The following is an 18,433-nucleotide window of genomic DNA, read 5'->3' as shown; positions in this document are numbered from 1 at the left end:
CGGTCCGGGGCTTCGCCCCGTATGATCGAGGCACACCATCCGGCATGACAGGTAGGGCGCTGGGGAATCAACGCCTCAGCAACCGAACCGCATGGCGGCCCGGAATGGCGATTTGGCGTTGAGGGCGGGTTTCACGGGGGCGATTCCCTGCCTATCCTGAAAGGGCCGCATACCGGTCGCCCCCGCGACCGACGACTAGGAGGACTCCGTGCCGCTCTCGGAGCACGAGCAGCGAATGCTCGAGCAGATGGAGCGAGCGCTGTACGCCGAAGATCCCAAGTTCGCGACAGCGCTCGAGGGAAGCGGACTGCGTACGTACACCCGGCGACGGGTCTACCAGGCAGTCGTCGGCTTTCTGGTGGGTATCGCGCTCCTCATGGCCGGAATGGTCGCACAGCAGATCTGGATCAGCGTGGTGGGATTCCTCGTCATGCTGGGCTGCGCGGTTCTGGCCGTCACCGGTTGGCGCAAGGCGCCCAAGCCGGGCGAGCAGCAGGCGGCGGGTGGAGCGGCCGGCGGCCGTCAGGCCCGACAGCGTCGCTCGATGATGCACCGCATCGAGGAACGGTGGCAGCGCCGCCGGGACGAGCAGCAGGGCGGCGGCCACTGACGGCCCCGTGAGCGAGGGCCGTACGGGCCCCATACGACCCCGAGCCCCGCGGGCCGGCACCGCCAAGGTGCCCGACCCCGCGGGGCTCGTCGTGTGTGGGGGCCTGGTGACCGGCGCGGGGGACACCCGCCGACCGGGCCGCCTCACCGCGGACGGCCGCGGCCCCGCCCCCCGACGGCTCGGGGGCGGGGCCGCAAGACGCGGGAGCCGGGCTTAGCCGCGCTGGCGGGACACCTTGCGGAACGCCGTCCCCGCGCGGGCCGTCACACCCTGACGCCAGGACGACCAGCGGTCCCCGAGGGCCGACCAGCGGGCCGAGGCGCCCCACAGCACCCGTACGGCCGAGCGCGGGACGAGCAGTGCCCGCAGCCGGGCGCGGCGGCCGGAAGCCGCGTGGAAGCCGGACCTGACCAGGCCCACCTCCTCCGTCAGCCCCACGGCCGGGCGCGGGCTCGGGGCGTAGAGGACCTCCTCCACCGCGCGAGCCACCCGGTGCACCGCGTTCGCCGCCTCGTCCTCCAGCCTGCCCACACGGACGATCCGCGCCGCCGTCTTCCGGGGGGTCTGCGACTCGTCCGGCGCCACGCCGTGGTCCCAGGCCGTGTCGTTGATCTCCCGCCAGGCCGCCAGGGTCCGCGCCGCCGCGTCCTCGGCGGCGCGGCCCGGCAGGCCGAGCCGCCTGGTCCGTACCCGCGTGCGCCACAGCAGCGGGGACAGGAACAGCAGCACGACCGCCGCCACGCCCAGGCTCAGCAGGAACACCTTCAGCGCATCCGCCCCGCCGCCGCCGGACGTGTCACCGCCCGCCGCCGCGTCGGGGCCGCACTCGCCCTGGCGGCGCAGCTGCGGCGGGCAGCTGTCCGAGGCGCTCGGCTCCGCGGAGGGGAGCGCCGAGGCGCTGGTCTCCGGCTGCGCCGGCCCCGACGGCGTGTCCGTGGGCGTCTGCGAACGGGTGTAGTCCGGGGTGGAACCGCGCGACGGCGTCGGCTCGAACCGGGTCCACCCCGCCCCCTCGAAGTACAGCTCGGGCCAGGCGTGGGCGTCCCGTATGCCCACCGAGACCGAACCGTCGGCCCGCGGGGTGCCGGGCATGAAGCCGACCGCCACCCGTGCCGGGATGCCCAGCGAACGGGCCATCGCCGCCATCGAGAAGGAGAAGTGGACGCAGAACCCTTCCTTCTGCTGCAGGAAGCGGGAGATCGCCCGCACTCCCGTACCCGACTCGACGTCCACGTCGTAGCGGAAACCGCCGTCGCGGGCGAACCAGTCCTGGAGCTTCACCGCCCGCTCGTAGTCGTTGCGCGCGCCGTCGGTGACCCGCAGGGCCGTCGCCTTCACGTCGGCGGGCAGGGAGGCGGGCACCCGGGTGTACTCCGAGCGGAGCCTGTCCGGCGGCGGGGCCGCCGCGGCCAGCTGGCCCGGCGTCGGCCGCACGTCCAGGCTCGTCACCGTGTACCGGGCGCCACGGGTGGTCTGCTTGTCGTCACCGACGAGCATCCGGCCGGCCGGCTCGTACCTCCAGCGGCCGTCGATCTCGATCTTGGCCGCCGGGTAGGGCATCGGCAGCCACTTCTGCTCGTACGACGGCGAGGCGACGAAGTTGCCCGTGATCTCGGTCGACCGCACCTGGTCACTGAGCCCGTCCGGCCGCGGCAGCCGCTCGGGCACGTCGTCGATCGGGCGGACCGAGGACTTCCACGAGGTGCCGTCGAACTGGTCGAGCGCCACCAGCCGCAGGTACATGCCGCTGGTGTCGACGGCGTTGGTGCGGTAGCGCAGCACCTCGCGGTCCTCGGGCTGCCGCAGATTGTCCTGGAGGGAGACCAGCGGATTGACCGCCGAGATCGTGCCGCCCTTGCCGCCCGTGCCCGCGCCCTCGCCGGGGCCGCCGAACAGCCCGCCGTTCAGGGCGGGCAGGGCGGCCGGCACCACCAGCGCGATGCCCATGGCGACCACACCGATCCGCCGGCCGGTCCGCACCGGGGCGAGCACCTGTCCGCCGTCGCCGGCCGCCGGGCCACCGCCGGCCGAGCGCGGCGCGCCGCCGAACACCCGCCCCCACTGCGAGAGCCGGTCCCGGCCCTCGCCCAGGAGGAGCAGGAGATAGCCGGTGGCCGCCAGCAGGAACCACACCCAGCTCGCCCCGCCGTCGGAGAGCCCGGCGGCGACCGAGTAGAGGGCGAGCAGCGGCAGACCGGCCGGCGCGGCGCTGCGGAAGGTCACCGCGAGGGTGTCCACGAGCAGGCCGACCAGCAGCACGCCGCCGACGACCATCAGCCGGATGCCCTCGGTGTCCGGAGCCGGGATCGCGTACCGTCCGACGTCGGCCGCCCCCGCCTCGAAGAGTGTCGCGAAGTGCGAGAAGGCCGCCGGCCCGGGCAGGAACCCGAGCAGCGCGTGCCCGTGCGCGAAGACCAGGGTGAGCGCCAGCAGCGTCACCACCGCCTGGGCCGTGATCGTCACCGGCCTGGCCAGCGGGACCCGCCGGGTGAGCGCCCCGACCCCGCTCTGCACCGCCAGCAGGATCGCCGCCGTGAAGATCCACGTCGCCGGCTGCACCAGCGGAGTCAGCGCGCCCGCCGCCATCAGCGTGGCGGCGTAGGCGCCGAGCGTCAGCCGCGCGCGACCGCTCATGACCGTCCTCCCGAGAAGTCGCCCGCGGGGCCGTCCACCCACATGCCTCCGGCCTGCTGCCACAGCTCGGCGAGCCGTGCCCCGGGGGGCACGGCCAGCGCCGTCCAGCCGGCCTCCCGCAGCTGCCGCAGCCGCTCCTCGACCGCGCCGCTCACCGCGCCGCCGGTCAGCCAGGTCCCGCTGTCCAGGACGAAGGCGACCGCCGCGCCGCTGCGCCGCCGCATGCGGGCGGCCAGGGCCGCCTGCTCCTCGTCGATGTCGCCGACGAACGCGACCAGGAGGCCTTCGTTGCCGCCGCGCAGCACGTCGTACGCCCGCGAGAGACCGGCTCCGTCGGAGTGGTCGACGACGGCGAGGGTGTCCATCATCAGACCCGCGGCCTCGGCCGCGTCCTGTGACGAGCCCGCGAAGCCCTCGGCGCCCTCGCCGGGGACCGCGCTGCCGGTGTCCGTCAGGAGCCGCACCGCGAAGCCCCGCTCCAGCATGTGCACCAGGGCGGAGGCCGCGCCCGAGACCGCCCACTCGAAGGCGGAGTCGGGGCCCGCCCCCTGGAAGGCGATCCGGCGGGTGTCGAGCAGCACCGTGCAGCGGGGACGCTGCGGCTGCTCCTCCCGGCGGACCATCAACTCGCCGTAGCGTGCGGTGGAGCGCCAGTGGACCCGGCGCAGGTCGTCGCCGTGACGGTAGGCGCGCGGGATGATGTCGTCGTCCCCGGCCAGTGCCAGTGAGCGCTGCCGTCCGTCGCCGTATCCGGCCGCCTCGCCGGCCAGCTTCACCGGCGGCAGCGGTTCGGTGCGGGGCACGACCGTCAGCGTGTCGTAGGCGCTGAACGAGCGGGTCAGCTCGCACATGCCGAACGGGTCGGTCAGGCGCAGTTGCAGGGGCCCCAGCGGGAAGCGGCCGCGCAGGTCCGAGCGGACCCGGTACGACACCTCCCGCCTCCCGCCCGCCTCGACCCGGTCCAGGACGAACCGGGGCCGCGGCCCCAGCATGTACGGGACGTGGTCCTGGAGCATGAGGAGCCCGGTGGGCAGCCGGGAGACGTTCTCCATCCGCAGATGGACCCGGGCCTCCGAGCCGACCGGCACCCGGTGCGGAGAGAGCCGGCGGCTGCCCGCGACCTGGTAGCGGGTGCGGTAGAGCACGGCGGCGCAGACCAGTGGCAGGACGGCCAGCAGCAGCCCCACGCGCAGCAGGTCGCCCTGTCCCAGCACGAACGCGCAGGCGGCGGCGGCGATCCCGGCGGCGAGGAAGGAACGGCCGCGGGTGGTGAGACCGCTCAGCGCGGCCCGTGGGCCGCCGCGGTCGTCACCGGCCCGGACGGCCCGGTCGTCACCCCGCTGCCCCTCCGGCGCGGCAGCGGTCGTCATCACAGCTGCCGGATGCCGGGCTGCTGGCCGTAGAGCGGGCCGGCCGGCGGACCGACGGGCGGCGCGGTGGCCGGTACGGGCGTGCGCTGCAGGATGTCCAGGACGACCTGCTCGGACGTGCGGCGGTTCATCTGCGCCTGCGTGGTCGGCAGCAGCCGGTGGGCGAGCACCGGCACCGCCAGCGCCTGGAGGTCGTCGGGCAGGACGTACTCCCGGCCGCTCAGCGCGGCGGACGCCTTGGCGGCGCGCAGCAGATGGAGCGTGGCGCGGGGGGAGGCGCCGAGCCGGAGATCGGCGTGGGTGCGGGTCGCGGCGACGATGTCCACGGCGTACCGGCGGACGGCGTCGGCCACGTGCACCCCGCGCACCGCGTCGATCAGCTTCAGGATGTCGTGGGCGTGCGCGACGGGCTGGAGGTCGTCGAGCGGCGAGACCGAGCCGTGCACGTCGAGCATCTGGAGCTCGGCCTCGGCACTGGGATAGCCGATCGAGACGCGGGCCATGAAGCGGTCGCGCTGGGCCTCGGGGAGGGGGTAGGTGCCCTCCATCTCCACGGGGTTCTGGGTGGCGACCACCATGAAGGGACTCGGCAGCTCGTAGGTCTGCCCGTCCACCGTGACCTGCCGCTCCTCCATGGACTCCAGGAGGGCGGACTGGGTCTTCGGCGACGCGCGGTTGATCTCGTCGCCGATCACGATCTGGGCGAAGATCGCGCCCGGCTTGAACTCGAAGTCACGCCGCTGCTGGTCGAAGATCGACACGCCGGTGATGTCCGACGGAAGCAGGTCGGGCGTGAACTGGATGCGGCGCACCGAGCAGTCGATGGACCGCGCCAGCGTCTTGGCCAGCATCGTCTTGCCGACGCCGGGGACATCCTCGATCAGAAGATGTCCCTCGGCGAGCAGCACGGTCAGCGAAAGCCGTACGACCTCGGGCTTGCCCTCGATCACACCCTCCACCGACCGGCGGACACGCTCCGCCGTCGTGGTCAGATCCGCGAGGCTCGCTCGATCGTCATAGGTCGTCACCCGGCCCTCCTCGGCCCACTCGCGGGCCGACGAGCGGCCCGCTCCGAAACACGTACACCCGTCCCGGAGGGTTTCCGAAAGGTGTCACCCGAGCATTCTTGTTGCCCGTGGCGCCCGGTGTCACTTGCCTGTGGACAAGTGCGAGCGTTATGCCGGGGTATGCCGGGTTACGCGGGGTCGATCTCGCGGAGAAGGCCGGTGGTCACGTCGAAGACGAAGCCCCGGACGTCGTCGGTGTGCAGCAGGAACGGCGACGTGCGCACCCGCTGCATCGACTGCCGGACGTCCTGCTCGACATCGCGGAACGCCTCGACGGCCCAGGCCGGCCGCTGGCCGACCTCCATCTCCAGGTCGTGGCGGAACTCCTCGGTCAGCGACTCCAGACCACAGCCCGTGTGGTGGATCAGCACCACGCTGCGCGTGCCCAGCGCGCGCTGGCTGATCGTGAGGGAGCGGATCACGTCGTCGGTGACCACACCGCCGGCGTTGCGGATGGTGTGGCAGTCGCCGAGCTCCAGGCCCAGCGCGGCGTGCAGATCGAGCCGTGCGTCCATACAGGCGACGACGGCGACGTTCAGGACGGGCCGGGCGTCCATCCCGGGGTCGGTGAAGCCGGAGGCGTAGCGTGCGTTGGCCTCGACGAGACGGTCCGTGACCGTGCCGCCGGTACCTATGGCGTCGGCAGAGGTGTGCGCAGAGGTCGACATGACATCGACGGTAATGGTCACAGCGCCCCCCGGCCCGCTGTGAGAGGGGACAAAGAACGTCAATGATCCTTGTTGTGAGGTAACCCACAGGCAGGAGAGACCGGGCCCATCGGGGTGAACTCCGCGGAACCCCCCGGGTCTCCCCGGTCGCCCGCGCGACGCGCCAGCCGGTTGATTGACCGTCGGGGCCCGTGGACTAAAGTGGCGCGAAGTTCACGGAGACATTGAGCGATTTCAGCAGTTTCTCCCCCGCGTGTGCGGCGGTAGGGCCCGGTGAGCCGGTGACACGTCCCGGCCGCGCCGGATCTGAGAGGGCGCATTGAGCAACGACCGACACGTCCCGGTGATGCTCCAGCGGTGCCTGGACATGTTGGCCCCCGCCCTCGAGCGCCCCGGTGCGGTGGTCGTCGACTGCACCCTCGGCCTGGGCGGCCACAGCGAGGCGCTCCTGCGGCGGTTCCCCGAGGCGCGGCTCGTCGCCCTCGACCGGGACAAGGAGGCGCTGCGGCTCTCCGGCGAGCGCCTGGCCCCGTACGGGGAGCGCGCCACGCTGGTCCACGCCGTGTACGACGAACTGCCCGAGGTCCTCGACCGGCTCGGCATCCCGAAGGCCGACGGCATCCTCTTCGACCTGGGCGTCTCCTCCATGCAGCTCGACGAGGCCGACCGCGGCTTCGCCTACGCGCAGGACGCGCCGCTCGACATGCGCATGGACCAGACGACCGGGGTCAGCGCGGCCGAGGTCCTCAACACCTACCCGCCCGGCGAGCTGGTCCGCATCCTGCGGGCGTACGGCGAGGAGAAGCAGGCCAAGCGCATCGTCTCCGCCGTCGTGCGCGAGCGCGAGAAGGAGCCGTTCACCACCAGCGCCCGTCTCGTCGAGCTGATCCGCGACTCCCTCCCGCAGGCGGCCAAGCGCACCGGCGGCAACCCCGCCAAGCGCACCTTCCAGGCCCTGCGCATCGAGGTCAACGGCGAACTGACGGTCCTGGAGGCGGCCATCCCGGCAGCCGTGAAGGCCCTCGCGGTCGGCGGCCGGATCGCGGTCCTGTCGTACCACTCGCTGGAGGACCGGCTGGTCAAGCAGGTCTTCGCGGCGGGCGCGGCGACCACGGCCCCGCCCGGCCTGCCCGTGGTCCCCGAGCGCTACCAGCCCCGCCTGAAGCTCCTCACCCGTGGCGCCGAACTCCCCACGGAAGAGGAGATCGCCGAGAACCGCCGCGCGGCCCCGGCCCGGCTCCGGGGGGCGGAGCGCATCCGGGAGGACGAGCGGTGACCGAGGCACGCCGGGCGAGGGAAAGCGGGCAGCCGTGACGACGAAGGGGCCGCTCAAAGGGCGCGCCGCGCGGCTCGGGCGGTTCATGCCGTCGGGGCCCAGCACCGCCGCCCGAACCCCCTTCGTCCTGCTCGTCGTGGTTCTGCTCGGCGGTGGCCTCATCACGCTGCTGCTCCTGAACTCCTCCCTCAACCAGGGCTCCTTCAAGCTCAGCGAGCTGAAGAAGAAGACCACCGAGCTGACCGACGAGGAGCAGGCACTCCAACGGGACGTCGACGACTACTCCGCGCCCGACGCCCTGGAGCGGCGGGCCCGGGAGCTCGGCATGGTCCCCGGCGGCAGCCCCGCCTTCCTCGACCCGGACGGCACGGTCCGCGGCAAGCCGTCCAAGGCGTCCGCGCCCCCGCCCCCGCCGGTGCCCGCGGACGGCCAGGCCACCCCGACGCCCCCGGCGGGCGCACCGGTCTCCCCGTCGGCCACCGCCGGGGCGGACGCGGCCGACACACCGAACACGGCCGCCACCCAGGACCCGGCGGCCACCCTGAACACGGCCGCCACCCAGGACCCGGCGGGAGCCCTCCGGACCGACACGCCGGACGCCTCGAACGCGGCGACCGCGTCGCCCGACACGCCGTTCGCCCCCCGCACGTCCGACACGCCGAGGACGACCACGCCCGCGCCCGCCCCGACGACCTCCGGCAGGTGACCGAAGTGCCCCCCAAGGAGCCCCCGCGCCGCCCGGTCCCCGGCCCCGCCCGGCCCACGCGCCCCCGGCCCGCCGCGGGCCGGCCGGCAGGGCCCGCCCCGCGCCGCGCCCCGCGGCCCCCGGCGCGCCCCAAGGCCCGCACCATCCGGCTCGGCAGCCCCAAGCCGCGGCTGCGGCTCGTCTCCCTCGGACTGACCCTCGTCATGCTGGTGTTCGTCGTCCGGCTGCTCCAGGTCCAGGCCGTCGACGCCAGCGCGTACGCCGCCAAGGCGCAGAAGCACCGCTACCAGGAGTTCACCCTCTCCGCGGACCGGGGCGAGATCACCGACCGGGCCGGGATCGCCCTGGCCGCCAGCGTCGACGCGTACGACATCACCGCCGACCCGAAGCTCTTCACCCCCGAGGACTCCAAGGTCCGCGACGCCCCCGAGCAGGCCGCCGCGCTCCTGGCACCGCTCCTCGGCAAGGACCCCGCCGAGCTGGTCAAGAAGCTCCGCACCCCCAAGTCGCGCTACACCCTGCTCGCCCGCAAGCAGACACCGCAGGTCTGGAAGCAGATCAAGGACCTCAAGAAGGTGTACGAGCGGAAGGCCTCGCCGGCCGAGGGCGGCAACGGCGTCAGCGTGCTCGGCGGCATCCTCAGCGAGCCGAGCACCAAGCGGGTCTACCCCAACGGCGAACTCGCCGCCGGAATACTGGGTTACGTCAACGCCGAGGGCCGCGGCGCCGGCGGCCTGGAGTCCATGCTCGACCAGGAGCTGGCCGGCACGGACGGAAAGATCAGGTTCGCCCAGTCCGGGGGGCGCCGGGTGCCCACCGCGGGCTCCCAGGGCACCCCCGCCGTCCCCGGCTCGGACATCGAGCTGACCATCGACCGGGACATCCAGTGGGCCGCCCAGCAGGCCATCACCGACCAGGTGCGGAAGTCCAAGGCCGACCGCGGCTACGTCATCGTGCAGAACACCAGGACCGGCGAGGTCCTGGCCATGGCCAACGCCCCCGGCTTCGACCCCAACGACCTGTCCGCGGCCAACTCCGCCGCCATGGGCAACGCCGCCCTCCAGGACGCCTACGAGCCCGGCTCCACCAGCAAGGTCATGTCCATGGCCGCCGTTCTGGAGGAGGGCGTGGCCACCCCCGACACCCACGTCGTCGTCCCCAACCGGCTGCACCGCGGCGACCGCCTCTTCAAGGACGACATCGACCACCCGACCTGGCACCTCACCCTCAACGGAGTCCTCGCCAAGTCCAGCAACATCGGGACGATCCTGGCCACCGGCCAGCTCGGCGCCACCCAGCCGGAGGCCAACCGCGTCCTCCACTCCTATCTGCGCAAGTTCGGCATCGGCAGCCCCACCGGACTCGGCTATCCCGGGGAGACCTCGGGCATCCTCGCCAAGCCCCAGGACTGGTCGACCTCGCAGCAGTACACGATCCCCTTCGGTCAGGGCCTCTCGGTCAACGCCATGCAGGCCGCCTCGGTCTTCTCGACCATCGCCAACAAGGGCGTACGGATCGAGCCGACCCTGGTCCGCGGCCTCAAGGGGCCCGACGGGCGCTTCACCCCGGCTCCCGCACCCCGGCAGACCCGGGTGGTCAGCGAGAAGACCGCCGGCACCGTCGCACGGATGCTGGAATCCGTGGTCGGGGACGAGGAGGGCACCGGCACCAAGGCGCGCATCCCCGGCTACCGGGTCGCGGGCAAGACCGGAACCGCCAACCGCGTCGACCCCGAACTCGGCCGCTACAAGGGCTACACCGCCTCCTTCGCGGGCTTCGCACCCGCCGACGACCCGCAGATCACCGTCTACTGCGCCATCCAGAACCCCACCAAGGGAAGCTACTTCGGCGGCCAGATCTGCGGACCCATCTACAAGAAGGTCATGGAGTTCGCCCTCAAGACACTCCATGTCGCGCCGACGGGCAGCCAGCCGGCCCGGATGCCGGTGACCTTCAAGCCCAGCGAGTGACACCTCGGGAGCACCAGTGACAACGATCACCCCCGATTCCGGAAACCGGAAATCGAACGCCGACGACCCCGAGGCGCGATTTCGCCCCGCACCGGGTACGCCCGGTACGCTCACCGCCGTGCCACACGCTGATCAGTACCGAACCGCCCCGCCCCGTCCGGAGCAGGCCCGCCCGACACCCCTGGGCGACCTGGCCGCCCGGCTCGGAGTCGAGACCCCCGGCTCCGCAGACGTCTCGGGGATCACCCACGACTCGCGGGCGGTACGCCCCGGGGACGTGTACGCGGCCCTCCCCGGCGCCCGGCTGCACGGCGCGGACTTCGCCGCCCAGGCCGCCGGACTGGGCGCCGTCGCGATCCTCACCGACCCCTCGGGCGCCGAGCGGGCCGCCGCGACCGGCCTGCCGGTCCTGGTCGTCGACGACCCACGGGGCCGCATGGGCGAACTCGCCGCCGAGATCTACGGCCGGCCCGGCGCCGGTCTCCTGCAGATCGGCATCACCGGCACCTCGGGCAAGACCACCACGGCCTACCTCGTCGAGGGCGGCCTGCGCGAGGCCGGACGCAGCACCGGCCTCATCGGCACGGTCGAGATGCGGATCGGCGACGAGCGCATCAAGTCCGAACGTACGACCCCGGAAGCCACCGACCTTCAGGCCCTGTTCGCGGTCATGCGCGAACGCGGCGTGGACTCGGTCGCCATGGAGGTCTCCAGCCACGCCCTCGTGCTCGGCCGGGTCGACGGCTGCGTCTTCGACGTCGCCGTCTTCAACAACCTCAGTCCGGAGCACATGGAGTTCCACTCCGACATGGAGGACTACTTCGGGGCCAAGGCGCGGCTCTTCACCCCGGAACGCAGCAAACAGGGCGTGGTGAACCACGACGACCCGTACGGCCGACGGCTCGCCAAGGAGGCGTCCGTCCCGGTCGTCACCTTCTCCGCCGAGGGCGACCCGGACGCCGACTGGCGGGCGGAGAACGTCGAGATCGGCGCGACCGGCTCCACGTTCACCGTCCTCGGCCCGCAGGGTGAGCGCGTCTCCGCCACCGCGCCGCTGCCCGGCCCGTTCAACGTCGCCAACACCCTCGCCGCGATCGTCACCCTCGCCGTGGCCGGGATCGACCCGCAGACCGCCGCCGACGGCGTGGCCGCCGTCCCCGGCGTCCCGGGCCGCCTCGAGCGCGTCGACGCCGGCCAGCCCTACCTCGCCGTCGTCGACTACGCCCACAAGACGGACGCCGTCGAATCGGTCCTGCGCTCCCTGCGCAAGGTCACCGAGGGCAGCATCCACATCGTGCTCGGCTGCGGCGGCGACCGCGACACCACCAAGCGGGGCCCGATGGGCGCCGCCGCGGCGCGCCTCGCCGACACCGCCGTACTGACCTCCGACAACCCCCGCTCCGAGGACCCCCTCGCGATCCTCGCCACGATGCTCGCGGGCGCCGCCGAGGTGCCCGCCCACGAGCGCGGTGACGTGCTGGTCGAAGCGGACCGGGCCGCCGCCATCGCCGCGGCCGTGGCCCGCGCCCGGCCGGGCGACACCGTCCTGGTGGCGGGCAAGGGCCATGAACAGGGCCAGGACATCGCCGGAGTGGTCCGCCCCTTCGACGACCGCCAGGTCCTGCGCGAAGCGATGGAACGCAGCCTCAAGAACAGTCAGGGATAAGTTGTGATCGCCCTCTCCCTCGCCGAGATCGCCACCATCGTCGGCGGGAAGTCGTCCGACATACCGGATCCGGCCGTGCTCGTCACCGGTCCCGTCGTCATCGACTCCCGCGAGGTGAAGACCGGCAGTCTCTTCGTCGCCTTCCCCGGAGAGCGCGTCGACGGCCACGACTACGCGGAGCGTGCCGTCGAGGCGGGCGCGGCAGCCGTGCTGGCCGCCCGCCCCGTCGGCGTCCCCGCCATCGTCGTGGACGACGTCCAGACGGCGCTCGGGGCCCTCGCCCGCGCCGTCGTCGAACGCCTCGGCACCGACGTCGTCGCGCTCACCGGGTCCGCCGGCAAGACCTCCACCAAGGACCTGATCGCCCAGGTCCTGCAACGCCACGCCCCCACCGTCTGGACGCCCGGCTCGCTCAACAACGAGATCGGCCTGCCGCTGACCGCGCTGCGGGCCGACGACGGCACCCGGCACCTGGTCCTCGAGATGGGCGCCCGCGGCATCGGTCACATCCGCTATCTCACCGGACTGACCCCGCCGCGCATCGGACTCGTCCTGAACGTGGGCTCCGCCCACATCGGGGAGTTCGGCGGCCGCGAGCAGATCGCCCAGGCGAAGGGCGAACTGGTCGAGGCGCTTCCCCCGGCCGAGCAGGGCGGCGTGGCCGTCCTCAACGCCGACGACCCGTTCGTCCGGGCCATGGCCGAGCGGACCCGGGCGCGCGTGACGTTCTTCGGAGAGGACCCGGAAGCCGACGTACGTGCCGAGAATGTCCGGCTCACAGAGAACGGACAGCCCTCTTTCAGTCTTCACACACCCACCGGGTGCAGTGACGTGACCTTGCGCCTGTACGGTGAGCACCACGTGTCGAACGCGCTCGCCGCGGCCGCCGTCGCGCACGAGCTGGGCATGCCCGTGGAGGAGATCGCCACCGCGCTCTCCGAGGCAGGCACCCTGTCGCGCTGGCGCATGGAGGTCACCGAGCGTCCGGACGGCGTGACGATCGTCAACGACGCCTACAACGCGAACCCCGAGTCCATGCGAGCCGCCCTGCGCGCGCTCGCGTCCATGGGCCGGGCCGCACAGGCCCAGGGGGGCCGTACGTGGGCGGTGCTCGGCAAGATGGCCGAGCTCGGTGACGCATCGCTCGCCGAGCACGACGCGGTCGGACGGCTCGCCGTCCGGCTCAACGTCAGCAAGCTCGTGGCGGTCGGGGACAGGGAAGCGTCCTGGCTGCAACTGGGCGCATATAACGAGGGTTCGTGGGGTGAGGAGTCGGTGCACGTGTCCGACGCGCGGGCGGCGGTCGACCTGTTGCGCAGTGAACTGCGTCCGGGAGACGTCGTGCTGGTGAAGGCTTCGAGGTCGGTCGGTCTCGAACAGGTCGCCCTGGCACTGCTCGACTCCGAGGGCGAGGTTGCCGGCCGATGAGGCAGATCCTCTTCGCGGGGGCCATCGGGCTCTTCCTGACCCTGATCGGCACCCCGCTGCTCATCAAGCTGCTCGCCCGCAAGGGGTACGGCCAGTTCATCCGGGACGACGGCCCGCGCGGCCACGCCGGCAAGAAGGGCACGCCCACCATGGGCGGCATCTCCTTCATCCTGGCCACGCTCATCGCGTACGCGCTCGCCAAGGTCATCACCGGCGAGGACCCGACGTACTCCGGCGTGCTGGTGCTCTTCCTCATGGCCGGCATGGGTCTGGTCGGATTCCTCGACGACTACATCAAGATCGTCAAGCAGCGGTCGCTGGGCCTGCGGGCCAAGGCGAAGATGGCCGGCCAGCTGATCGTCGGCATCGCCTTCGCCGTCCTCTCGCTGCAGTTCGCCGACCAGCGCGACCTCACCCCGGCCTCCACGAAGCTCTCCTTCATCACCGACTTCGGCTGGTCCATCGGACCGGTGCTGTTCGTGGTCTGGGCGCTCTTCATGATCCTGGCCATGTCCAACGGCGTGAACCTGACGGACGGTCTCGACGGCCTGGCCACCGGAGCCTCGGTGATGGTCTTCGGCGCCTACACCTTCATCGGCCTGTGGCAGTTCCAGGAGTCCTGCGCCAACGCGATGGACCTCACCAACCCCAACGCCTGCTTCGAGGTGCGCGACCCGCTCGACCTCGCCGTCGTGGCCTCGGCGCTCATGGGTGCCTGCTTCGGCTTCCTGTGGTGGAACACCTCGCCCGCCAAGATCTTCATGGGTGACACCGGCTCGCTGGCCCTCGGCGGCGCGCTCGCCGGTCTCGCCATCTGCTCCCGCACCGAGCTGCTGCTCGCCCTCCTCGGCGGCCTCTTCGTCCTGATCACCATGTCCGTGGTCATCCAGGTCGGCTCCTTCAAGATGACCGGCAAGCGGGTCTTCCGGATGGCGCCGCTCCAGCACCACTTCGAACTCAAGGGCTGGTCCGAGGTCCTGGTCGTGGTCCGGTTCTGGATCATCCAGGGCATGTGCGTGATCGTCGGCCTCGGCCTCTTCTACGCGGGATGGGCATCAGAGAAGTGAGCACCGATCAGCAGGCCGCCGCCTGGCGGGACAAGCGCGTCACCGTCGCCGGCCTGGGCGTGAGCGGCATCCCCGCCGCCCGCGTCCTGCACGGCCTCGGCGCGGTCGTGACCGTCGTCAACGACGGCGACGACGAGCGCTCCCGGGCGCAGGCCGCCGAACTGGAGGCCGAGGGGATCACCGTCCGCCTCGGCGACGGCGCGACCCTGCCCGAAGGCACCGAGCTGATCGTCACCGCCCCCGGCTGGCGGCCCGACAAGCCCCTCTTCACCGCCGCCGCCGAGGCGGGCGTGGAGATCTGGGGCGATGTCGAGCTCGCCTGGCGCCTGCGCGGCCCCAAGGCGGCGCCCTGGCTCGCCGTCACGGGCACCAACGGCAAGACCACCACCGTGCGGATGCTCGCCTCGATCCTGGAGGCGGCGGGGCTGCGCACCGCGGCCGTCGGCAACATCGGCGTCTCGCTCCTCGACGCCGTCCTCGGCGAGGAGACCTACGACGTCCTCGCCGTCGAGCTCTCCAGCTACCAGCTCCACTGGGCGCCCTCGCTGCGCGCCCACTCGGCCGCGGTGCTCAACCTGGCCCCCGACCACCTCGACTGGCACGGCTCCATGGAGGCGTACGCCGCCGACAAGGGCCGGATCTACGAGGGCAACTCGGTCGCCTGCGTCTACAACGCCGCCGACCCCGCCACCGAGCACCTCGTCCGCGAGGCCGACGTCGAGGAGGGCTGCCGGGCGATCGGCTTCACCCTCGGCACCCCCGGCCCCTCGCAGCTGGGCGTCGTCGAGGGCATCCTGGTCGACCGCGCCTTCGTCGAGAACCGCCAGAAGCAGGCCCAGGAGCTGGCGGAGGTCTCCGACGTCCGGCCCCCGGCGCCCCACAACATCGCCAACGCGCTCGCCGCGGCCGCCCTCGCCCGCGCCTTCGGCGTCGAACCGAAGGCCGTACGGGACGGCCTGCGGGCCTTCCGGCCCGACGCCCACCGCATCGAGCACGTCGAGGACGTCGACGGCGTCGCGTACGTCGACGACTCCAAGGCCACCAACACGCACGCGGCCCAGGCCTCCCTGGCGGCCTACGAACCCCTCGTGTGGATCGCCGGCGGCCTCGCCAAGGGCGCGACCTTCGACGACCTCGTGCGGGCCTCCGCGCCCCGTCTGCGGGGCGTCGTGCTCATGGGCGCCGACCGCGCCCTGATCCGCGAAGCCCTGGCGCGACACGCCCCGGAGGTCCCTGTGGTGGACCTCGACCGGACCGACACTGGGGCGATGTCCGCGGCGGTCCAGGAGGCGGCCCGGCTCGCCCGGCCGGGTGACACGGTCCTGCTGGCCCCGGCCTGCGCCTCGATGGACATGTTCACCAACTACAACAAGCGGGGCGAGGCCTTCGCGGACGCGGTCCGCGCCCTCGCCGCCACCGGGCGCGCCTGACCTGACCAGCCAACAGGTCCGGCCGCGCCGGGCACGACCGGAGGGGACAGCGACCATGCCGAGCCGAACCGCCGGACCACGGCGGCCGTCCGCCCTGCGCGGCGCGGGCCGCGCCCCCGCGCCGCCACGGCACCCGGGCGGCGGGGTACGGCGGATGCACGAGCAGGCGCGCCGCGCCTGGGACCGCCCCCTGACCGCGTACTACGTGATCCTCGGCGCCGGACTGCTCATCACCACCCTCGGCCTGGTGATGGTCTACTCCGCGTCGATGATCACGGCCCTGCGCTACGAACTCGCCCCCTCCTACTTCTTCGGCAAGCAGTTCCTGGCCGCGCTCATCGGCGCGGGCCTGCTGTTCCTGGCCTCCCGGATGCCGGTCAAGCTGCACCGTGCGCTCGCCTATCCGCTCATCGTCGGCACCGTCTTCCTGATGGCGCTCGTCCAGATCCCCGGGATAGGGCACGCGGTCAACGGCAACCAGAACTGGATCTATCTGGGCGGACCGTTTCAGCTCCAGCCCAGCGAGTTCGGCAAGCTGGCGCTGATCCTCTGGGGCGCGGACCTGCTGGCCCGCAAACAGGACATGCGCCTGCTGTCCCAGTGGAAGCACATCCTGGTCCCGCTGGTCCCCGGCGCCTTCCTGCTCCTCGGGCTGATCATGCTCGGCGGCGACATGGGCACGGCGATCATCCTCACGGCGATCCTCTTCGGCCTGCTGTGGACCGCCGGCGCGCCCACCCGGCTCTTCGCCGGCGTCCTCGCCGTCGCGGCCGCCATCGGGCTGCTCTTCATCAAGACCAGCCCCAACCGGATGCGGCGGTTCGCCTGCATCGGGGCCAGCGAGCCCGGCGGCGAGGGGGACCCCTGCTGGCAGGCGGCGCACGGCATCTACGCTCTGGCGTCGGGCGGATGGTTCGGTTCCGGGCTGGGTGCCAGTGTGGAAAAATGGGGTCAACTACCCGAAGCGCACACGGACTTCATCTTCGCCGTCACCGGTGAGGAACTGGGTCTGGCGGGGACGCTGTCGGTACTCGCCCTGTTCGCGGCTCTAGGCTATGCGGGTATCCGCGTGGCCGGACGCACGGAGGACCCCTTCGTGAGGTACGCCGCGGGAGGTGTGACCACCTGGATCACGGCTCAGGCAGTGATCAACATCGGTGCGGTGCTCGGCCTGCTGCCGATCGCCGGTGTCCCGCTCCCGCTGTTCTCCTACGGAGGGTCAGCCCTGCTGCCGACCATGTTCGCCGTCGGACTGCTGATCGCCTTCGCGCGACAGGAGCCCGCCGCGAAAGCGGCCCTGGCCATGCGCCGCCCCGGCTGGGGCAAGCGGGCCGGGGTGAGATGGAAGTCGATGCGACGGCGCGTCAAGAAGCGTCCGTCCGGAGAGCGGTGAATTTCGGTGCATGTCGTACTCGCCGGTGGGGGGACCGCCGGCCACATCGAGCCCGCGCTCGCCCTCGCGGATGCCCTGCGCAGGCAGGACCCGAGCGTGGGAATCACGGCGCTCGGCACGGAGAAGGGTCTGGAGACCCGGCTCGTGCCCGAGCGGGGCTACGAGTTGGCGCTCATCCCCGCCGTCCCGCTGCCGCGCAGGCCCACCCCCGAGCTGATCACCGTCCCCGGGCGGCTGCGCGGCACGATCAAGGCGGCCGAGCAGATCCTCGAGCGGACCAAGGCCGACTGCGTGGTCGGCTTCGGCGGCTACGTCGCGCTGCCCGGCTACCTCGCCGCCAAGCGCCTCGGGGTGCCGATCGTCGTCCACGAGGCGAACGCCCGCCCGGGTCTGGCCAACAAGATCGGCTCGCGCTACGCGGCCGGGGTCGCCGTCGCCACCCCGGACTCCAAACTGCGGAACGCCCGGTACATCGGCATCCCGCTGCGGCACACCATCGCCACGCTCGACCGGGCCCGGGTCCGTCCCGAGGCGCGCGCCGCCTTCGGTCTCGACCCGAACCTGCCCACCCTGCTGGTCTCCGGCGGCTCCCAGGGCGCGCGGCGGCTCAACGAGGTCGTGCAGCAGATCGCCCCGGTGCTCCAGCGCTCGGGCATCCAGATCCTGCACGCGGTCGGCCCGAAGAACGAACTGCCGCGCGTGGACAACATGCCCGGAATGCCGCCGTACGTGCCGGTACCGTACGTGGACCGGATGGATCTCGCGTACGCCGCCGCCGACATGATGCTCTGCCGCGCGGGCGCGATGACCGTCGCCGAACTCTCCGCCGTCGGGCTCCCCGCCGCCTACGTCCCGCTGCCGATCGGCAACGGCGAACAGCGGCTCAACGCCCAGCCGGTGGTCAAGGCGGGCGGCGGACTCCTCGTCGACGACGCGGAACTGACGCCGCAGTGGGTCCAGGGCAACGTCCTGCCCGTACTGGCCGATCCGCACCGTCTGTACGAGATGTCCCGCGCCGCCGCCGAGTTCGGCCGCCGGGACGCCGACGACCTGCTCGTCGGCATGGTGTACGAGGCGATCGCCGCCCGCGGGCAGGGCTAGGGCGTGTTTCGAAAGTCCCGCCTGCCCCGCGACGCCTGGCACGCACG

At 72.6% G+C, this 18,433-nt stretch carries 14 protein-coding genes; 10 read left to right on the top strand and 4 right to left on the bottom strand.

Annotated features, from left to right (window positions below; translation table 11 throughout):
- Positions 1 to 208: 208 nt before the first annotated feature.
- Positions 209 to 610, top strand: a complete 402-nt coding sequence (locus AB0K65_RS21755) for a DUF3040 domain-containing protein (RefSeq protein WP_365718911.1) — start codon at positions 209 to 211, stop codon at positions 608 to 610.
- 213 nt (positions 611 to 823) lie between these two features.
- Here AB0K65_RS21755 and AB0K65_RS21750 read toward each other — a convergent pair whose 3' ends face one another.
- The 4 genes from AB0K65_RS21750 to AB0K65_RS21735 form a co-directional block, all read right to left on the bottom strand.
- Positions 824 to 3,244 (bottom strand): DUF3488 and transglutaminase-like domain-containing protein, encoded by a 2,421-nt coding sequence (locus AB0K65_RS21750; protein WP_365718909.1) that lies wholly within the window; start codon positions 3,242 to 3,244, stop codon positions 824 to 826.
- Complete coding sequence (locus tag AB0K65_RS21745) at positions 3,241 to 4,614, bottom strand: DUF58 domain-containing protein (RefSeq protein ID WP_365719086.1); 1,374 nt, start codon at positions 4,612 to 4,614, stop codon at positions 3,241 to 3,243. Before AB0K65_RS21745 ends, AB0K65_RS21750 begins: the two co-directional genes overlap by 4 nt.
- Positions 4,614 to 5,642 carry a MoxR family ATPase gene (locus AB0K65_RS21740; protein WP_365718907.1) on the bottom strand — a complete coding sequence of 343 codons (1,029 nt, stop codon included), beginning with the start codon at positions 5,640 to 5,642 and terminating at the stop codon, positions 4,614 to 4,616. The genes AB0K65_RS21745 and AB0K65_RS21740 overlap by 1 nt, the downstream gene beginning before the upstream one ends.
- A gap of 167 nt (positions 5,643 to 5,809) precedes the next feature.
- Complete coding sequence (locus AB0K65_RS21735; RefSeq protein ID WP_365718905.1) at positions 5,810 to 6,349, bottom strand: carbonic anhydrase; 540 nt, start codon at positions 6,347 to 6,349, stop codon at positions 5,810 to 5,812.
- 319 nt (positions 6,350 to 6,668) lie between these two features.
- Here AB0K65_RS21735 and rsmH point away from each other — a divergent pair, with 319 nt between their 5' ends.
- From rsmH to murG, 9 genes are all read left to right on the top strand, one after another.
- Positions 6,669 to 7,625 (top strand): 16S rRNA (cytosine(1402)-N(4))-methyltransferase RsmH, encoded by a 957-nt coding sequence (gene rsmH, locus AB0K65_RS21730; RefSeq protein WP_365718903.1) that lies wholly within the window; start codon positions 6,669 to 6,671, stop codon positions 7,623 to 7,625.
- Between the two features lie 85 nt (positions 7,626 to 7,710).
- Positions 7,711 to 8,331 carry a septum formation initiator family protein gene (locus AB0K65_RS21725; protein WP_365719084.1) on the top strand — a complete coding sequence of 207 codons (621 nt, stop codon included), beginning with the start codon at positions 7,711 to 7,713 and terminating at the stop codon, positions 8,329 to 8,331.
- A gap of 5 nt (positions 8,332 to 8,336) precedes the next feature.
- Positions 8,337 to 10,301, top strand: a complete 1,965-nt coding sequence (locus AB0K65_RS21720) for a penicillin-binding protein 2 (protein ID WP_365719082.1) — start codon at positions 8,337 to 8,339, stop codon at positions 10,299 to 10,301.
- Positions 10,302 to 10,317: 16 nt separating this feature from the next.
- A complete protein-coding gene (locus AB0K65_RS21715) occupies positions 10,318 to 11,967 on the top strand; it encodes a UDP-N-acetylmuramoyl-L-alanyl-D-glutamate--2,6-diaminopimelate ligase (protein WP_365718901.1) in 1,650 nt (549 codons plus the stop codon).
- Positions 11,968 to 11,970: 3 nt separating this feature from the next.
- Complete coding sequence (murF, locus tag AB0K65_RS21710) at positions 11,971 to 13,395, top strand: UDP-N-acetylmuramoyl-tripeptide--D-alanyl-D-alanine ligase (protein WP_365718899.1); 1,425 nt, start codon at positions 11,971 to 11,973, stop codon at positions 13,393 to 13,395.
- Positions 13,392 to 14,462 carry a phospho-N-acetylmuramoyl-pentapeptide-transferase gene (gene mraY, locus AB0K65_RS21705; RefSeq protein WP_365718897.1) on the top strand — a complete coding sequence of 357 codons (1,071 nt, stop codon included), beginning with the start codon at positions 13,392 to 13,394 and terminating at the stop codon, positions 14,460 to 14,462. Before murF ends, mraY begins: the two co-directional genes overlap by 4 nt.
- Positions 14,444 to 15,892 (top strand): UDP-N-acetylmuramoyl-L-alanine--D-glutamate ligase, encoded by a 1,449-nt coding sequence (gene murD, locus AB0K65_RS21700; protein WP_365718894.1) that lies wholly within the window; start codon positions 14,444 to 14,446, stop codon positions 15,890 to 15,892. The genes mraY and murD overlap by 19 nt, the downstream gene beginning before the upstream one ends.
- Before the next feature lie 55 nt (positions 15,893 to 15,947).
- The gene (ftsW, locus tag AB0K65_RS21695) at positions 15,948 to 17,285 is read left to right on the top strand and encodes a putative lipid II flippase FtsW (RefSeq protein WP_365718892.1); all 1,338 of its coding nucleotides are present in this window, start codon (positions 15,948 to 15,950) and stop codon (positions 17,283 to 17,285) included.
- A 6-nt stretch (positions 17,286 to 17,291) separates the two neighbouring features.
- Complete coding sequence (gene murG, locus AB0K65_RS21690; protein ID WP_365718890.1) at positions 17,292 to 18,386, top strand: undecaprenyldiphospho-muramoylpentapeptide beta-N-acetylglucosaminyltransferase; 1,095 nt, start codon at positions 17,292 to 17,294, stop codon at positions 18,384 to 18,386.
- Positions 18,387 to 18,433 lie beyond the last annotated feature (47 nt).

Source organism: Streptomyces sp. NPDC053755 (assembly GCF_040677675.1).
Taxonomy (GTDB): domain Bacteria; phylum Actinomycetota; class Actinomycetes; order Streptomycetales; family Streptomycetaceae; genus Streptomyces.
The sequence above is the reverse complement of the archived record's forward strand: the minus strand, read 5'-3'. Positions and strand labels throughout refer to the sequence as shown.